Below are 15,395 nucleotides of genomic sequence, written 5' to 3' on the forward strand. Positions count from 1 at the left end.
TTGTCAGAGCGTTACACATCGCTTTTCTCGTTAAGAGGGTAATTGATTTGCCGCTACGAACGGACCGAACAGGACCGGTAGCGGATCAAGTCGTTGCTGGATTTCTTCAATGAAATTCGTCGATCCACTGACGAAGACGATCGGATCATTCGCCGTGATCATCGTCAAGAATTCGTGCATCTGTTGTTCCCATCCTTCTTGACGAATGTGATGAACGACCATCCCTTTCGTCGTCAAGGATACGACATTCGCTAACATTCGTTCTGCCAGTTCCTCAGCTGAGACATGTAACAATGTCGTTTTTCGACCACTCAAGAGAGCATGCCTTGCTTCATCAATGACGGCTCCGAGATGATGTTCTTCTGCGATCAACAAAATATCTTGTTGACGCCAATTTTCAGCATGACGGTATTTACAAAAATGGCGGCACGTATCGACGAGTTGATGGTGAACAATTGCCCATGCTTGAAGTAAAGGTGCATCTTCTTTAAGATCATATTCGATTTGAATAGCTTGAAGAATTTCACGACTGATAATGTCCGGGTACGTCAGTAGAAACGATTTCGTCTGATCGATTTCATTCAGTAAAATCAATTTAAACAGTTCACTCGATTCATGCTGATTGGTAATCTGGTTCAGTAATTGACTCAGGCGTAAAATCCGCAAGGCACGAGTTCCGTCCTGAGCCCCCGCTTCTCGAAGCGCGCGCAATTCTTCTTCGTACGTCGCCTCAAGCGAGTCATAGAAGCGCGTCGCGATCCGCAATCCCTTTTGCTCCATCGATGGTCCGAGCTGTTGCAAAAGGTGTAATGCCTGATCGAAATGCATAATTTAACCTACCTTTCACCGTCCATTATGCGTGAATCCACCCTCAAAAACAATCTCTAAAATGCATCTTAATTTTTGCACATTGAGAGTTGATAATGCTTGCGTACCCCCCTAGTATGTGTGTTAAGTAGGTGATGAAAATGCGCATGACACGTTATACGGATTACGCGATTCGGTCCCTGCTGTTCGCAGCAGCCCATCCCGATCGTTTAGTCCGAATCCAGGAAGTAGCGGATTGTTACGACATTTCTAAGAATCATTTGATGAAAGTAGTCTATCGTTTAGGACAGAGTGGTTTGATTGATTCTGTCCGTGGTCGTGGAGGTGGGTTCCGCTTAGCAGGTCCTCCAGATGCAATTCATATCGGTGACGTCGTACAACTGTTTGAACCAACCGTTCATTTTCTCGATCCGCAAGAAGGCATTCACGAGGTCCCTTCGCTCAATCCGGCACGTGATGCCTTCGATGATGCCATTGCGGCGTTCCATCAAGTACTCAATAGTTACACGGTACATGATTTGCTACATCCGACAGCTGATACTCATCCACAAATACTTGAAATGATTCCGAACCGCGATTGAGCCGGTTCGGAATCTTTTTTTATTCCATCCTCGCTCAATTGCGATTTCTCAAAACGCTCGTGGTATACTTATATAAGAAAGGAGGGGTACAGATGAACCCTCAAGAAGAACTCCATCTCTTATATCTTCGCTTAAAGGAAGAAGAACCCTCCGTTGCACGCGGTGAGGCCTTATGGGCCATCTTTGAGGAAACAGCTGATGATTCACTCCGCTTCCTCTCCTTATGGGCATTTTCACAAAATCAATTTGATTTAGGACACTTCCGATCGTTTCTCGTGTCTTTCACGCTCTTGATGGAATGGATCCGAAAAGATGAGATGACACTGACTCCCAAACAAGAACTTGATTTGTACTGGAACTACAAGTCCTACTTGATCTATATGGCAGAACAAGAAGACGTGACGGTCTCGCTTCTCGAAGAAGATCTTGATCGCTTCATCGATTTCTGTGACGCGCATGGCTTTATTCGGACACGTGACTATATCAGCTTCATGGTCTACAGCAAACTCGGTGACGAGGAACAGGCCGATCATTATCTATCGGAATGGGTTGACGCGCCAAGTGACGAACTCAGTGATTGCCCGTCCTGTGAAGCATTCAGCCGGATGACGTATGCGATTGATCGTGGCTTCGAAGATCGTGCCTTGCTACTTTATGCAGCACTGCGGCATGAACGCGGTTGCTCGCGGATGCCGGATCAGGCTCATCCATACATCCTACCGTTGTTCCTCAGTCGCAAAAAAGAACGCTTCGATTGGAGCGAACGCTTGATCGAAGAAGTCAAACGGGGTGAAACCCTCTTTACAGGCGGTGACGAACCGTATCACCTGTATGCGAAGATGTATTATGATACGAACTATACTTGGTCGATGGAAGAGAAAAAACAATTGATCCCGTTCTTGACTGATCGTGGATATCTTCAGTTCCTACTCGCTCACTATGCCTTTGCTCATCGTCAATCGCTTGGTGAGGAAGCGTCGTATCTCGCAGCGCTTCGGACGAATCTCTATGAGATTGCACAGTCTCTCGATCGCCGGATCGAAGGTGTCTTCTACTTGAACCTCGTCGAACGTGAACTAAAACGAATCACCCAGTTCGTTGCTTGAATCTCATTCGTAAAGGAAGTGTCTTCATGTTAGATCATGTCCAGCTCGCTATGCCGAAAAACGAAGAAGATCGCGCCCGTGCATTTTATGCCGGGCTTTTACATATGAAGGAAGTCGAAAAACCGACTGGTGTTCAAGCCAGTGGCGGTGTCTGGTTCGAGAATCATGGTGCAGCACTTCATCTCGGCATCGAGGATCCCTTCTCCCCTGCTAAAAAAGCGCATCCTGGATTAACCGTCGCTGCGTTCGAAGCGTTGAGCGATTCTCTTCAAGCTGCCGGTTATCCAATTGAGCATGACACACGCCTTGCGCCACGTCGTCGTTTCTTCACAGCCGATCCATTCGGTAACCGTTTAGAGATCATCGCTGCCCACCTGCCGACGTTAACGCCAAAGAAGTTGATGGATGGTTCTCATGTCCGCTTAATCGCACCCGCTTCTAGTCTCTCAACGGTCGAGATGAAGATCATCGATGGTGCGATCCAGACCCTCGAATCGCTCGGATTAAGTGTCTCGATCAGTCAACATGCGCGTGCCGTCAATCCATTCGGTTCCAGTGATCCTGAGTTACGGGTTGCTGATCTTCATGCCGCGTTCGCTGATCCGAACGTTGATGCGATCCTGTGCGTTCGCGGTGGGTTCAGTACGAATGAACTTGTCGACTTACTCGACTACGAATTGATTCGGACACATCCGAAGATCCTTTGTGGCTTCTCCGATATCACAGCACTCAGTCATGCCATTCTAACGAATACCGGATTAATCACTTACTCCGGACCGATGTTACGGGCTTTCCGTGATCGCGACGCCTATACGATCGATTACTTCAAGCAAGTGTTGTTTGGAACGGATCCCGTTACGATCAAGCCTTCGGTCCATTGGCGTGATACCGATCTCGGACATGTCATTACGTTACCAAACAAAGGTCCACTTCTCTTATCTCCGGGACAAGCAAGTGGTCGACTGCTCGGTGGAAATCTTTGTACGTTAAATCTCCTGCAAGGCACACCACACTTCCCTGATTTACGGGATACGGTTTTATTCCTTGAAGACGATTACGAAGTCCATCCAGCGACGTTTGCCCGTGATTTCGCCTCATTGATGGCGCAACCGGGTGCCGAAACGATTCGCGGGATCGTCTTCGGGCGCTTCCAGCTCGCAACAAAGATGACGGAAGAGCATCTGCGGTATCTGATCTCGCTCTATCCAGTCCTAGAGCACGTACCAGTTCTTGCGAATGTCGACTTCGGACATACGAGTCCTTTGTTCACGTTCCCGATTGGTGGTCAGGTTGAACTGCATGACGAGGTCATCCGACTTCATATTTCTTGAATATCAAAAGAAGGAGACGCGGCAATCCGCATCTCCTTCTTTTTTAATAGTCGAGCAATCTCGAAGCGTCGATTTGACGTTTCGACCCATCCGCGAACATCTCGAGTGTTGCGAAAATCTGGTCATTTGCCCATTCATAGTGAAGTAACGTGAAGTCTTCGAGTGTCGAGACCGTTTTAAACGTTTTCCCGACCGTAAACGCACGCTTCCGGCTCGCATCTTCTGCCGGAACAGTGACGAAGATGACTGTGATCTCCTCACCCTTCGTATCATAATAGAATTCAACGATCCGACCGTCCGCTGTTTCAGGTAAAATACCTTTACGGGGCTGTCCGGTCTCGTCCAATTGTACGTATGGTTGCAGCATTCTTTCGCCTCACTTTCTCCGTCATTCATCATAGCACGTCCATCTGATTTATGCTAATCTATATTTGATGTGAAAGGGGGATGAGTCGCGCATGGAATGGTTCATGAACGGGATTCTGCTCTGGGGCTTTATCATGATTACACTCATGGCGATTGGCGGGTTTTTCATGTTCCGGAAGTTCCTCAAAAAGTTACCGAAAGAAGACGGTAAATCGATGATGGACTGGGAAGATGAGTACATCGACCAAACACGACATCTTTGGACGGATGAGACGATGGAATTATTGAACGCTCTCGTCATGCCGGTTCCATCGGCATTTCGTGATGTCGCACGCCGCAAGATTGCCGGGCGGATCGGACAGTTCGCACTGGAGGAACAAGCGACAGAGATGACATCTGAACTGGTCGTCAAAGGATATATTTCCGCTACGCCAAAACGCGATCATAAATTCTTGAAAAAAGCACTGACGGAGCACGCCATCGACTGGCGAGACTACGCATTATACTTCCAAAATTGAAGGATGCACGAAAAACCGCCGAAGTCGCCTTCAGCGGTTTTTTTAATGAGGTAAGTGCGCGACCGGCACGGTGCCCGACTTTACTCGTTTGTATTTCAAATACATCGCGAAGCGCCAAGGGACGATCATTCCAAAAGCGACGAGATAAAAAATGCCGCCCGTTTCGAAAATGTCAATCTGCCCGCCGATGAAGAACTTCGCAACCGTCCGAATGAATAAGATACCGAATAAGACGATGAAAAAAGCTTTCGAACGTTGCAAATAAATCTGCCCTTCTGCTTCATAAAAATTGGATGTCTTGATCAAAAAGATGCTGAAGATGGCTCCAATGAGCAATGCTTCTGCCACTTCCGTCCATGTCAGACGGGATGCTGGGTATAAAAACTGTAGCATCCCCGTCGACATCGCAAAGGGCGGGATCAAGATTTTTTTAGCATTCGTCGGTTTTGCTGATGCCTTCACACGAATGAAGCTGATCAGCAATCCCATGACGAGCGCTACCCCAGTTGATATCCAAATCATCCGATCACTTCCTTGATTAAAATCCAGTGAATCCGACGATGTCACTCATCCATGCTGCGAATTTACTCAAGCCATCAAAATACAGCATGACTCCGAACACCATCATCAAGGCTCCCCCGAATTTCGTTAATTTCAGACTATACTGCACGAACAAGCGCGAACGACCGACGAAGAACGCCATCAATAAGAACGGAATCGAGAAGCCAAGCACATACGCGAGCATGTAGAACATGCCTTGACTCGGATTGGTCGCAGCTAATCCGATGACTCCTGCGAGAATCGGACCTGTACACGGTGTCCAACCGGCTGCAAAACCGATTCCGACGAGTACCGTCCCGACGTATCCCCCTTTTCGTTCCCCGAGATTCAGTTTCTTTTCACGCATCAAGAATGTTGGTTGCCATAATCCGACGAGAACAATCCCAAATACGAAGATGACGAGTGCCCCAATCATCCGTAACGTATCGCGATATGTGATAAAGACATCTGCGAATAACGATGTCGATAACCCGAGCACAACGAATACCATCGCAAAACCAACGAGGAACGCTAACGTATGAAACAAGGATTGCTTTTCTCGTACGCCCCGTTCTTTTAAATCCGTCACCGACACGCCTGTGATGTATGAGAGAAACACAGGATACAGTGGTAGCGTACATGGAGAGACGAAAGATAATAATCCTGCTCCAAACGCTAACCATAACGAGAGCTCCATCATGAGCATCCCCTTTCCTTTACTACTATAGAAGAAGTTCCTCCTCTATTTTGCCAAACTCCTCTGCATTTAGCACCTATTATCTCACAGAAAGTTGCAAAAGATTCGTGTCCGCCAAAATTACAAAAAAATTACATTTCGTCGATTTTACTGAAATCTCGTTGCGCCTAGTAATTGGACTTGCTAGAATATGGATACGACACCAATGTAAGGGAGACTGCTATGACGACACAACAACTATTGACGTTAGCCATCGAAGCCAAACGTAGCGAACTATATCATCAAGCTGACCAGTCCAGCTTCACCTCCCCGCGTGTTCTACAACTTAGCCATGAACTTGATGTCCTACTTTTAGAATATTCACGGACAGTCCAAAACTACACCATTCACGGTTCGAACGAACCGCTCTTATCTTAATGCACGATTTGGTCAGTATTCGAGTGTGAATGCTGACTTTTTTTTATGACTTTTTATTTCTGATGGGGTGCTTGATGTCCGCTCTTACATTCATTGCTAGCTCTCGTCCCCTTTATATACCTGACGATTTCCCTCAATTATACGTACATGAAGTCGAAGCGGTTGAAATACGTCTCATTGAAGCGAGGAAGATTCACGATACCTTACTTGTATACGATCGATGGTGCCGATCAGTGGGAGTTCATAATTTATCTACAACGTCATATAGAACAACGTCATATGGAAGAAGGAGATGTCCTCGAGCTGCTCTATATCGAAAATCAAAATGACAGCATGCATGACCATCTACCGTCCACTCCGCTACTAGAGCCAATCGAAATCAATATTCGCCAGCGGACGTACCAATCGATTCGCGGCACGTTTCAACTCTCCGCTAACGATTGGATGCAGGAATTGTACAATCGTTCTTACCTGACAGCGTTCGGCGTGATGACGGTCGTCAAGTATTGATGATCCGTTTCACTTTTTCATCATCAGACGATAGAAGGATTTAACACTTTCTATTTTTAAGACTTTTTTCTGTTGAATTGTGCGAATTTTTTATATTTAGTAAGCCAAAAGACCTATAAACATCCGTTTTTCATAATCAGTATGTCCTATCGATGACAAAAACCGTCCTTTTGCAATCTTGTTGTCACAAAAGCCCGGTTTGTAACTCGAATGACATTGACATGTAAACGCACAGGTCAGATTTGCCGTGTAAAGTAGGAACAGTAAACACAGCATATGTCAGGAGGACATCAATAATGAAAAAAGCAGTTTTCGCTGCCGGTCTTGCAGCAACAGCTCTATCAGTAGGATTTGCCCAAGAGACAGAGGCTGCCTCAGAAACGGTAACAGTAAATACACCAGTACTCAACGTACGCACAGCACCTACAACTGCATCAGCAGACGTAGGGAATGTCTATAAAGGTCAAACATTAAATGTCGAAGGACGTTCTGGCGCATGGATCAAAACAACAGTTAACGGTCAAAAACGTTATGTCCATGGTGCGTATACGTCTGCAGCAGGCTCATTCGACTTTAAAAAAGCTACAGTTACTACGGCAGTATTAAACGTCCGCACACAACCAACGACAAGCTCGAAAGATGTCGGTAACCTCTACAAAGGCGAAAAAGTCAACGTAGAAGGTAAAGTTGGTGCATGGATTAAAACAACAATCGATGGTAAAACGCGCTATGTACACAGCGACTATACTTCACTCGCTGGCGTATCGAAAGCACCAGCAGCAAAAGCACAACCTGCTGCGAAGCCAGCACCAAAAGCAGCAGCTAAACCAGCTACTGCAACAAAACAATCAACACCTGCAAAATCAGGCACAAAGGTGACGATGAACGTCAGTGCTTACACGAACGACCCATCTAACAACGGTAGCCAACTCTACAACGGTCGCGCGTTGACAGCAAGCGGTTATGACGTTACGAATACGATCACTTACAATGGTATGCGTATCGTAGCAGCTTCTTCACAATACCCAATCGGTACACGTATGCACATCGAAGGCATTGGTGAAGCAATCGTACTCGACCGTGGCGGCGCAATTCAAGGTAACAAACTTGACCTTCTCGTTGGTTCACAACAAGAAGCACTTAACTGGGGACGTCAAAACGTCACAGTCACAGTCTACTAATCAAAACAAACAACCTGCCGGGCGAGGCCGCCTGGCAGGCTTTTTTTATGTCTTTTTTTAAGAAACCGTGACATGACCGGATTGCAACTGATACATCTTCTTATACAGACCATCTTGTGCGATTAATTCTTGGTGATTTCCTTGCTCGATTACTTCCCCTTGATGCAACACAAGAATCAAATCTGCATCTTGAATCGTCGATAGACGGTGGGCAATGGCGATCGTCGTCCGCCCTTGACGCATCCGTTCAAGTGCGACTTGCACTTTCTCCTCTGTCTCCGTATCAATCGAACTTGTCGCTTCATCGAGGATCAAGATTTTCGGATCCCGCGCCATCGTGCGTGCGAAGGAGATCAACTGACGTTCCCCAGCTGAGAACGTCGCCCCCCGTTCCGCAACGGGACTGTCATATTGCTGGTCGAGTTGATTGATGAATCCGTCGGCTTGTACGAATTTAGCAGCCGCTTCGACACGATCAAAGGAAATCGAACTATCGAATAATCGAATGTTATCAGCGACCGTTCCCGTGAACAAGAATGAATCCTGCAACACGAGTCCGACATGCTGTCGTAGTTCTTCTTCTGATAACTGCTCAAGAGGTTGACCATCGATCAAAATCCGACCCGATTGGTATGCGTAAAAGCGCATCAAGATATTGATGATTGAACTTTTTCCACTTCCCGTATGACCAACGAGGGCAATCGTCTGTCCTTTTTTCGCCTCGAACGAAATTCCTTTCAAGACATCTTTCTCTCCGTCATAACTAAAGCGCACGTCTTCAAAGACGATATGTCCTTCCGATACTCGTGCATCCCCTTCGAGTTGTTTCGTTGGTTCCGGCTCATCCGTATCGAGAACCTTGAACACACGGTCTGCTGAGACGACAGCTTGTTGGAACTCGGACAACCGTTGCATGATTTGCTGTACCGGTTGGAAAATCCGCTCCATGTAGCTGATGAAGGCATAGACGACACCGACTTGGACCGTTTGCGAGAACGATAGGACACCGAAATACGTCACAAGTGTCGCAATTGAAATGGCGAGTAACAATTCAATGATTGGTCGCAGCAACCAACTATCGAGCTTCAAGTTCTTATAACGTCCATTCTGGTGGGCGACGTTCGTCTCCTCGAACTCTGCCATCAAGCGTTTTTCTTGGCGGAATTGTTGAATGATTGCCATCCCGTTGATGGATTCGTTCAGTTGGGCATTGATTTTCGATAGTAAATCGCGGACTTCCGCGTAATACTTCGTCGAATACTTCCGGTAAATCCAAATGATGAAATAAAACAGCGGTAACAATAGTAACGCAATCGTCGCGAGTCGCGGCTCTAGTAGATAAAGGAAGATATATGTTCCAATCAACTGAACGCCGCTTTGCACAAATGTTGACAGGACACCGATGTAGAGCTCCTTGATTGCTTCCGTATCGTTCGTGATCCGGGATACGAGCACTCCAGCAGGCATTCGGTCAAAATAGGCAAGCCGTAAGTGCATGACGTGCCGGAACACATCAATGCGTAAGCGTTGAATGACTTGCAAGGCAATCTTTTGGAATTCGAACGCCTGCAAGTAATCGACGATGATTCCTGTCGTATGCAGTAACAAGTACGCTGTAAACAAAAGTGCGACTTCCTGTACCGGATACGTACCCGGTGCGACGTATTCATCAATGAAAATCTTGACGAGATACGGTCCCCCGAGTTTTGCCGCTGTCGTAATGAACAGCAGGATGAAGGCGATACTGACCTGTTTTTTGAACGGTTTGACGAAATCAAGTAATCGTTTCAGGACGGCTTTTTCATTGATATCATGATTCATTCGGAACGCCCTCCTTGTTCGACGAGTGATTCTAGTTGCTGACGATCGTACGTCTCTTTATACCAACCGTCATGAGCGAGTAACTGCTCATGCGTGCCTCGCTCGATGATCCGACCGTCTTCAAGGACGATGATCTCATCGGTATGTGACACAGCCGACAGGCGATGAGCAACGATGATTTGTGCCTGATCGTGATCCGCCGTGCGGAAGTGGTGGATGATCGCTTCCTCAGTTTTGGCATCAACCGCAGATAAGGCATCATCGAGCACTAAAATCGGACAGTCTGCTAGTAATGCCCGGGCAATCGAGATCCGTTGTTTTTGACCGCCGGATAACGTCACCCCACGCTCCCCGACCATCGTCGCATACCCTTCCTTAAACCCAAGAATATCCTCATGAACCGCTGCGATCCGAGCTGCTTCCATGATGTCTTCCATTGATGCGTCCGGTTTTGCAAAGGCAATATTATCAGCAATCGACGCGGAGAATAAGAAATGATCCTGTGGGACGATCGCCACTTGACGACGGACGGTGTCACGCGTCAATTGTTTGATGTCTCGTCCACCAATCGTGATGGCGCCTTGTTTGACGTCGTATTCGCGAGACAATAAGCGAACGAACGTCGATTTCCCAGCACCTGTCTTCCCGACGATTCCGAGCGACTTACCGGGCTTCAACGTCACATCGATGTCTTGTAAGACCGGTTGCGTATCATAGATGAAACGCTCAATCCCAACGTGGAGTTCAGGTGAGGAAACACTTGTTGCTGCTTCCTTCGCATCTTTAATTTCCGGTTCGATCGCAAGCATTCGCTCGATCCGATCGTAGGAAGCACGACCACGTTCGACAATGTTGAACAACCAACCGAAGGCAAGCATTGGCCATGTCAATAAACCAAGATATGTAGTGAATGAGACGATGTCACCGATTCGGATTTCACCTTGTTGTAACAGATATGCACCATATCCGACAGCGATGATGTACGATAGACCGACTAATCCAAAAATCGTCGGATCAAATAATGCATCGATTTTTGCGACACGACGGTTCTTTTGGACGACGTCATCCGATAGATCCGTAAACGTCTGCACGTCAGACTCCACTTCTCCTGTTGCTTTTAAGACACGGACACCACTAATGCTTTCCGCGACCTTGTCATTCAAATCGGAGAAGGCTTCCTGTGCGTCATGAAAACGCGAATGTAACATTTTCCCGTAGCGTGACGTCAAGTAGACCATCAGCGGCATCGGTAGAAGTGATACGAGCGTCAATTTCCAACTGATCGTCGTGACCATCGTGATGATGACGAAGCTCCCCATCGTCACCGAGTCGACGAGCGTTAGAATACCGGCACCTGCTGTCATCGATACCGCCTGTACGTCGTTCGTCGCATGCGCCATCAAATCCCCGCTCCGATATTTCTTATAGAACGATTGATCCAAATCTGAAAAATGTCCATACAGTTGGCTGCGCAATAATCGACCGAGACGAATCGATGCCCCAAAGATATAAAAGCGCCAAAAATAACGAATGATATATGTCGCGACCCCGATGAGCAACAATGTACCTGCGAGACGAATCAAATCATTCTTCGTCAAGCTTCCCTCGCTTAGACCATTGACTGTCGTCCCGATGATCTTCGGTGGAATGAGTTCTAACGCTGCTACAAAAATCAAACTGACGACCCCAAGACTATACGCTTTCCATTCTCGTCGGAAAAACCAACCGAGTTTCCTGAAGACTCCCATTCAAGTCTCCCCCCTTTTTTAAATCCTATGATTATTTGAAATAGTCTCACATTTTAGATTAGTGCTCTTTCTAAAAAATAGCAAATAAAAAGGAGACCATTTGGTCCCCTTTCGTACAGCTTATTTTTTAGGTGATTTCATTGAACCACTCATTGAACGCATCACTTGGTTGACTTTCTTTTGTGATGGCTTTTGACCCATTTGCATCATCAATGTCTTAATCATATCTTCGTTGATTGGTGGGTTTTGCTCCAAGTAGTTCATCATGTATCGACGAGCGATATAGAAACCAAGGGCGACACCTGCTACCAAGCAAAGAAGGGCAATTAAAATCCAAATCCATGTAGCCAAGTTGCTTCCTCCTCTAACTTAAAACGTCGCTTTTTACTATACTATAATTCCAATTGTTTGCATAGATGATAATAGATGAAAAACGAGCCCGACGTAAGATCGGACCCGTTTTTCCGGAAAAGATTATCCGAGTTGTTTGACTGTCGCTAAAACGTTCTCAACAGACATGCCGTATTCTTTCAAGAGGAAGTCTCCAGGCGCAGATGCACCGAAACGATCGATTCCGATGACTTGTCCTTCTGTTCCTACATATTTGTACCAACCGAGCGAAGCGCCTGCTTCGATCGCAACACGTTTCGTGATGTGTTTTGGAAGAACTGATTCTTTATACTCTGCTGACTGCGCTTCGAATACTTCCCATGATGGAAGCGAAACGACAGCTGCTGATTCACCAAGTTCTTTTTGTGCTTCGACAAGAAGGTGAACTTCTGAACCCGTACCGATCAAGAGCGTATCAGCTTTCGTGACGTCACCAGCGATGACATAACCACCTTTTTCAGCGCCCTCTGTCGTCGTACCTTCCAGTTCAGGAAGACCTTGACGTGTCAAGACAAGAAGTGTCGGTTTGTCTTTCGCTTGAACCGCTGTTTTCCATGCTGCGATCGTCTCTTTTCCGTCTGCTGGGCGGTAGATCGTGACGTTCGGCATTGCACGGAAGCTCATCAAGTGCTCAACTGGCTCGTGTGTTGGACCATCTTCCCCGACAGCGATCGAGTCGTGTGTCAAGACGAAGATTGATGGAAGTCCCATTAATGCTGCTAAACGAACCGCTGGACGGAGGTAATCCGAGAAGACGAAGAATGTCGCGCCGTAAGGAATAACGCCGCCGTGAAGTGCCATACCGTTGACAGCTGCAGCCATTGCGAATTCACGTACTCCAAACCAGATGTTACGACCGCTTGGGTCGATATCGAAGTCTGCTTCGCCTTTGAGCATCGTGTTGTTCGATCCTGCAAGGTCAGCTGAACCACCGAACAATGTCGGAACGTTCTTCGCAAGACCGTTCAAGACTTCACCACTCGTTTGGCGTGTCGCTTTTTTCGATGACAAGTCGTACGTCGGAAGATCTGCTTCCCAGTTGCTTGGCAATTCATTTGCGATCGCGCGAACGAGTTCAGCATGCAATTCTGGATGCGCTGCTTCGTATTGTTTCATCGTCTCGTTCCATGCGTCTTCTGCAGAAGCACCACGTTGGACGATCCGCTCGTCGAACAATGATTTAACTTCTTCAGGCACGTAGAACTCTTCGTGATCCCAAACGTAGCTTGCTTTCGTTAATTTGATTTCCGCTTCACCGAGTGGTGCACCGTGAGAAGCCGATTTCCCTGACTTGTTCGGTGAACCGAAGCCGATGACTGTCTTGACTTCGATCAACGTTGGTTTTGTCGTCTCTGCTTGTGCCGCCGCGATCGCTCTCGAAATCGAATCGATATCCGTTCCGTCTTCTACGCGAATGACTTGCCAGTTGTACGCTTCGAAGCGCTTCTGGACGTTTTCAGAGAATGATTTATCGAGATCGCCGTCAAGTGAGATATCGTTTGAATCGTACAATACGACCAATTTACCAAGACCAAGGTGACCTGCGAGTGAAGCCGCCTCAGCTGAGACACCTTCCATTAAGTCTCCATCTCCACAAATTCCGTATGTGAAGTGATCGACGACGTTGAGATCGTCACGGTTGTATTTTGCTTCAAGATGACGTTCTGCCATCGCCATACCAACTGCCATTGCAATCCCTTGACCAAGTGGACCTGTTGTCGCATCTACACCAGCCGTGTGACGGTATTCCGGGTGACCTGGTGTTTTTGATCCCCATTGACGGAATGATTTAAGATCATCCATTGATAGATCATATCCCGATAGGTGGAGGAGTGAGTAGAGAAGCATCGAACCGTGTCCAGCTGAAAGTACAAAACGGTCGCGGTTGAACCATTCTGGATTTTTAGGGTTGTGGTTCATATGATCCGCCCAAAGCGAGAATGCCATCGGCGCTGCTCCCATTGGCATACCTGGGTGACCCGAATTCGCCTTTTGTACGGCATCAATCGATAAGGTACGAATCGTATTAATTGCTAATTGTTCTACTGTCGTCATGTTCGTCAAAACAATCATCCTCTCTCTTTTTCACAAATTCCTACTCATTTTAGCACACTCTTAAATGTGATACAACTTTTCTAAATAGTATGTCACATTAAAATGAATGCGCTATCTATAGCCGTTCTATCGACTCATACAGGATGCATGAATTGATGAAAGATCGTTATTAAGATGTATTGCTATCGTGCAATGTTTCCTCATCTAACAGCGCTAAACAAAAAAGAGGTCCGCTTAACGCGAAACCTCTTTCTTCTATAGAAGGAACAAACGATTATTGTTTATTCCGTTCTTCTTCTTGTGCTTGTTTTAATTTCTCAGGTGTTACGTCTGTGCCCTCTTCATCAACGATCTTCATGCCCATGAGTTGGTTTTTGAACGATCCACGGAATGCTGCGAGATACGCTGCACGTAACTCTTTTTGTTCTGCTGTTTCTGCTTCCGATAACGGCTCGACTTTTGATTTATTCGCCAATGCATTGATTCGATCTAATTGTTCTTGTGATAACATGAAATCCCTCTTTCTCTATGACTCAAACTTGAGTTGTTCAATTGTATTCTTACTGTAAAAGAGCTTACTAAAAAAAGCAAGTTAACCGCGTCAGTCGACGGGTTACTTGCTTCTCATTCCGGGCTAGGTGTCAATTCGCGGTATTCAAGATATCGACGATTGACTGTTGCCTTTGAGATATCATGTCCCATCCCGCGAAGCGTAATGGCGATATCTGAAAACGTCAGTCCGAGTTCTCGAAGACGTACGATTTCTTCGATCGGTACGTCCTTTCGACTACGCCCAGCGTTCTCTCCTTGGCGATTGAGATTTCGTTCCGGTCGAAAGCCTTGTTCAACAGCTCGCCGCATGCCGCGCGCGATTTTTGCGTTATGCAGTTTCCGTTGATATTCTTCCACGAGTGAGACGATCTCAAGGACCATTGCTTCTGCATCTGCAAGCTGGTATTCTCCATCGGAATCAAGCGTCATCAACCGAACACCGTGCTTCTTAAACGTGTGCAAAATAGCGATTTTCGCATTCCCACGACCAATCCGTGTATCATCCGTCACGAGGACCGCATCTACCGCGTCACGTGTCACATGATCAAGAACCGTCAGCATCCCTTCCCGATCGACGTCATAGCCACTCTCTTTTTCAGAGACGACGTCCACGACATCAAAACCCTTTTGAGACGCGACCTTCGAAAGTTCCATCCGTTGGCGTTCAATCGAACTATCTTGTGCTTCTTTTTCGGTCGACACCCGACAATAAATCACGACCTTCATCGTACCTCACATCCCTGTTCGTTCTTTC

Annotated in this window: 17 protein-coding genes; 7 read left to right on the plus strand and 10 right to left on the minus strand. The window is 46.8% G+C overall.

All coding sequences use genetic code 11. The features are described 5' to 3' along the window. Nucleotides 1-30: 30 nt before the first annotated feature. Entirely contained in the window at nucleotides 31-828 is a 798-nt protein-coding gene (locus tag KNQ14_RS08900; protein WP_023467787.1) for a hypothetical protein, read from the minus strand. Between the two features lie 140 nt (nucleotides 829-968). Here KNQ14_RS08900 and KNQ14_RS08905 point away from each other — a divergent pair, with 140 nt between their 5' ends. The 3 genes from KNQ14_RS08905 (at nucleotide 969) to KNQ14_RS08915 (ending at nucleotide 3,846) form a co-directional block, all read left to right on the plus strand. Further along, nucleotides 969-1,409: an RrF2 family transcriptional regulator gene (locus KNQ14_RS08905; RefSeq protein WP_029341264.1), complete on the plus strand. Its 441-nt coding sequence runs from the start codon at nucleotides 969-971 to the stop codon at nucleotides 1,407-1,409. A gap of 92 nt (nucleotides 1,410-1,501) precedes the next feature. Beyond that, nucleotides 1,502-2,515, plus strand: a complete 1,014-nt coding sequence (locus tag KNQ14_RS08910; protein ID WP_058265204.1) for a hypothetical protein — start codon at nucleotides 1,502-1,504, stop codon at nucleotides 2,513-2,515. A gap of 26 nt (nucleotides 2,516-2,541) precedes the next feature. After that, nucleotides 2,542-3,846: a VOC family protein gene (locus tag KNQ14_RS08915; RefSeq protein WP_214860747.1), complete on the plus strand. Its 1,305-nt coding sequence runs from the start codon at nucleotides 2,542-2,544 to the stop codon at nucleotides 3,844-3,846. 43 nt (nucleotides 3,847-3,889) lie between these two features. Here the strand turns inward: KNQ14_RS08915 and KNQ14_RS08920 are convergent, their stop codons facing one another. After that, the gene (locus KNQ14_RS08920; protein WP_050678333.1) at nucleotides 3,890-4,213 is read right to left on the minus strand and encodes a hypothetical protein; all 324 of its coding nucleotides are present in this window, start codon (nucleotides 4,211-4,213) and stop codon (nucleotides 3,890-3,892) included. A 91-nt stretch (nucleotides 4,214-4,304) separates the two neighbouring features. Here KNQ14_RS08920 and KNQ14_RS08925 point away from each other — a divergent pair, with 91 nt between their 5' ends. Further along, nucleotides 4,305-4,730, plus strand: a complete 426-nt coding sequence (locus KNQ14_RS08925; RefSeq protein WP_029341260.1) for a DUF2621 family protein — start codon at nucleotides 4,305-4,307, stop codon at nucleotides 4,728-4,730. 42 nt (nucleotides 4,731-4,772) lie between these two features. Here KNQ14_RS08925 and KNQ14_RS08930 read toward each other — a convergent pair whose 3' ends face one another. After that, a complete protein-coding gene (locus KNQ14_RS08930) occupies nucleotides 4,773-5,252 on the minus strand; it encodes a CcdC family protein (RefSeq protein WP_029341259.1) in 480 nt (159 codons plus the stop codon). Between the two features lie 16 nt (nucleotides 5,253-5,268). Beyond that, a complete protein-coding gene (locus tag KNQ14_RS08935) occupies nucleotides 5,269-5,967 on the minus strand; it encodes a cytochrome c biogenesis CcdA family protein (protein WP_305798062.1) in 699 nt (232 codons plus the stop codon). Nucleotides 5,968-6,189: 222 nt separating this feature from the next. On the opposite strand from KNQ14_RS08935, the gene KNQ14_RS08940 reads away from it, so the two are divergent. The 3 genes from KNQ14_RS08940 (at nucleotide 6,190) to KNQ14_RS08950 (ending at nucleotide 8,075) form a co-directional block, all read left to right on the plus strand. Beyond that, the gene (locus tag KNQ14_RS08940) at nucleotides 6,190-6,384 is read left to right on the plus strand and encodes an aspartyl-phosphate phosphatase Spo0E family protein (protein WP_023467779.1); all 195 of its coding nucleotides are present in this window, start codon (nucleotides 6,190-6,192) and stop codon (nucleotides 6,382-6,384) included. 207 nt (nucleotides 6,385-6,591) lie between these two features. Further along, nucleotides 6,592-6,894 (plus strand): hypothetical protein, encoded by a 303-nt coding sequence (locus tag KNQ14_RS08945; protein ID WP_214860752.1) that lies wholly within the window; start codon nucleotides 6,592-6,594, stop codon nucleotides 6,892-6,894. A gap of 296 nt (nucleotides 6,895-7,190) precedes the next feature. Next, complete coding sequence (locus KNQ14_RS08950; RefSeq protein ID WP_023467777.1) at nucleotides 7,191-8,075, plus strand: SH3 domain-containing protein; 885 nt, start codon at nucleotides 7,191-7,193, stop codon at nucleotides 8,073-8,075. Nucleotides 8,076-8,132: 57 nt separating this feature from the next. On the opposite strand, the gene KNQ14_RS08955 is transcribed toward KNQ14_RS08950, so the two are convergent. From KNQ14_RS08955 to KNQ14_RS08980, 6 genes are all read right to left on the minus strand, one after another. Beyond that, nucleotides 8,133-9,896, minus strand: a complete 1,764-nt coding sequence (locus KNQ14_RS08955) for an ABC transporter ATP-binding protein (protein WP_214860754.1) — start codon at nucleotides 9,894-9,896, stop codon at nucleotides 8,133-8,135. Then, nucleotides 9,893-11,644: an ABC transporter transmembrane domain-containing protein gene (locus tag KNQ14_RS08960; protein ID WP_214860756.1), complete on the minus strand. Its 1,752-nt coding sequence runs from the start codon at nucleotides 11,642-11,644 to the stop codon at nucleotides 9,893-9,895. Before KNQ14_RS08960 ends, KNQ14_RS08955 begins: the two co-directional genes overlap by 4 nt. 120 nt (nucleotides 11,645-11,764) lie before the next feature. Continuing rightward, nucleotides 11,765-11,995 (minus strand): YneF family protein, encoded by a 231-nt coding sequence (locus KNQ14_RS08965; protein ID WP_012370001.1) that lies wholly within the window; start codon nucleotides 11,993-11,995, stop codon nucleotides 11,765-11,767. Between the two features lie 123 nt (nucleotides 11,996-12,118). Continuing rightward, complete coding sequence (gene tkt / locus KNQ14_RS08970; RefSeq protein ID WP_251138354.1) at nucleotides 12,119-14,089, minus strand: transketolase; 1,971 nt, start codon at nucleotides 14,087-14,089, stop codon at nucleotides 12,119-12,121. Between the two features lie 274 nt (nucleotides 14,090-14,363). After that, entirely contained in the window at nucleotides 14,364-14,600 is a 237-nt protein-coding gene (locus tag KNQ14_RS08975; protein WP_035398122.1) for a DUF896 domain-containing protein, read from the minus strand. 113 nt (nucleotides 14,601-14,713) lie between these two features. Beyond that, a complete protein-coding gene (locus KNQ14_RS08980; RefSeq protein WP_029341251.1) occupies nucleotides 14,714-15,367 on the minus strand; it encodes a YneB family resolvase-like protein in 654 nt (217 codons plus the stop codon). Nucleotides 15,368-15,395 lie beyond the last annotated feature (28 nt).

This window comes from Exiguobacterium sp. s161, assembly GCF_018619045.1.
GTDB lineage: Bacteria > Bacillota > Bacilli > Exiguobacteriales > Exiguobacteriaceae > Exiguobacterium_A > Exiguobacterium_A indicum.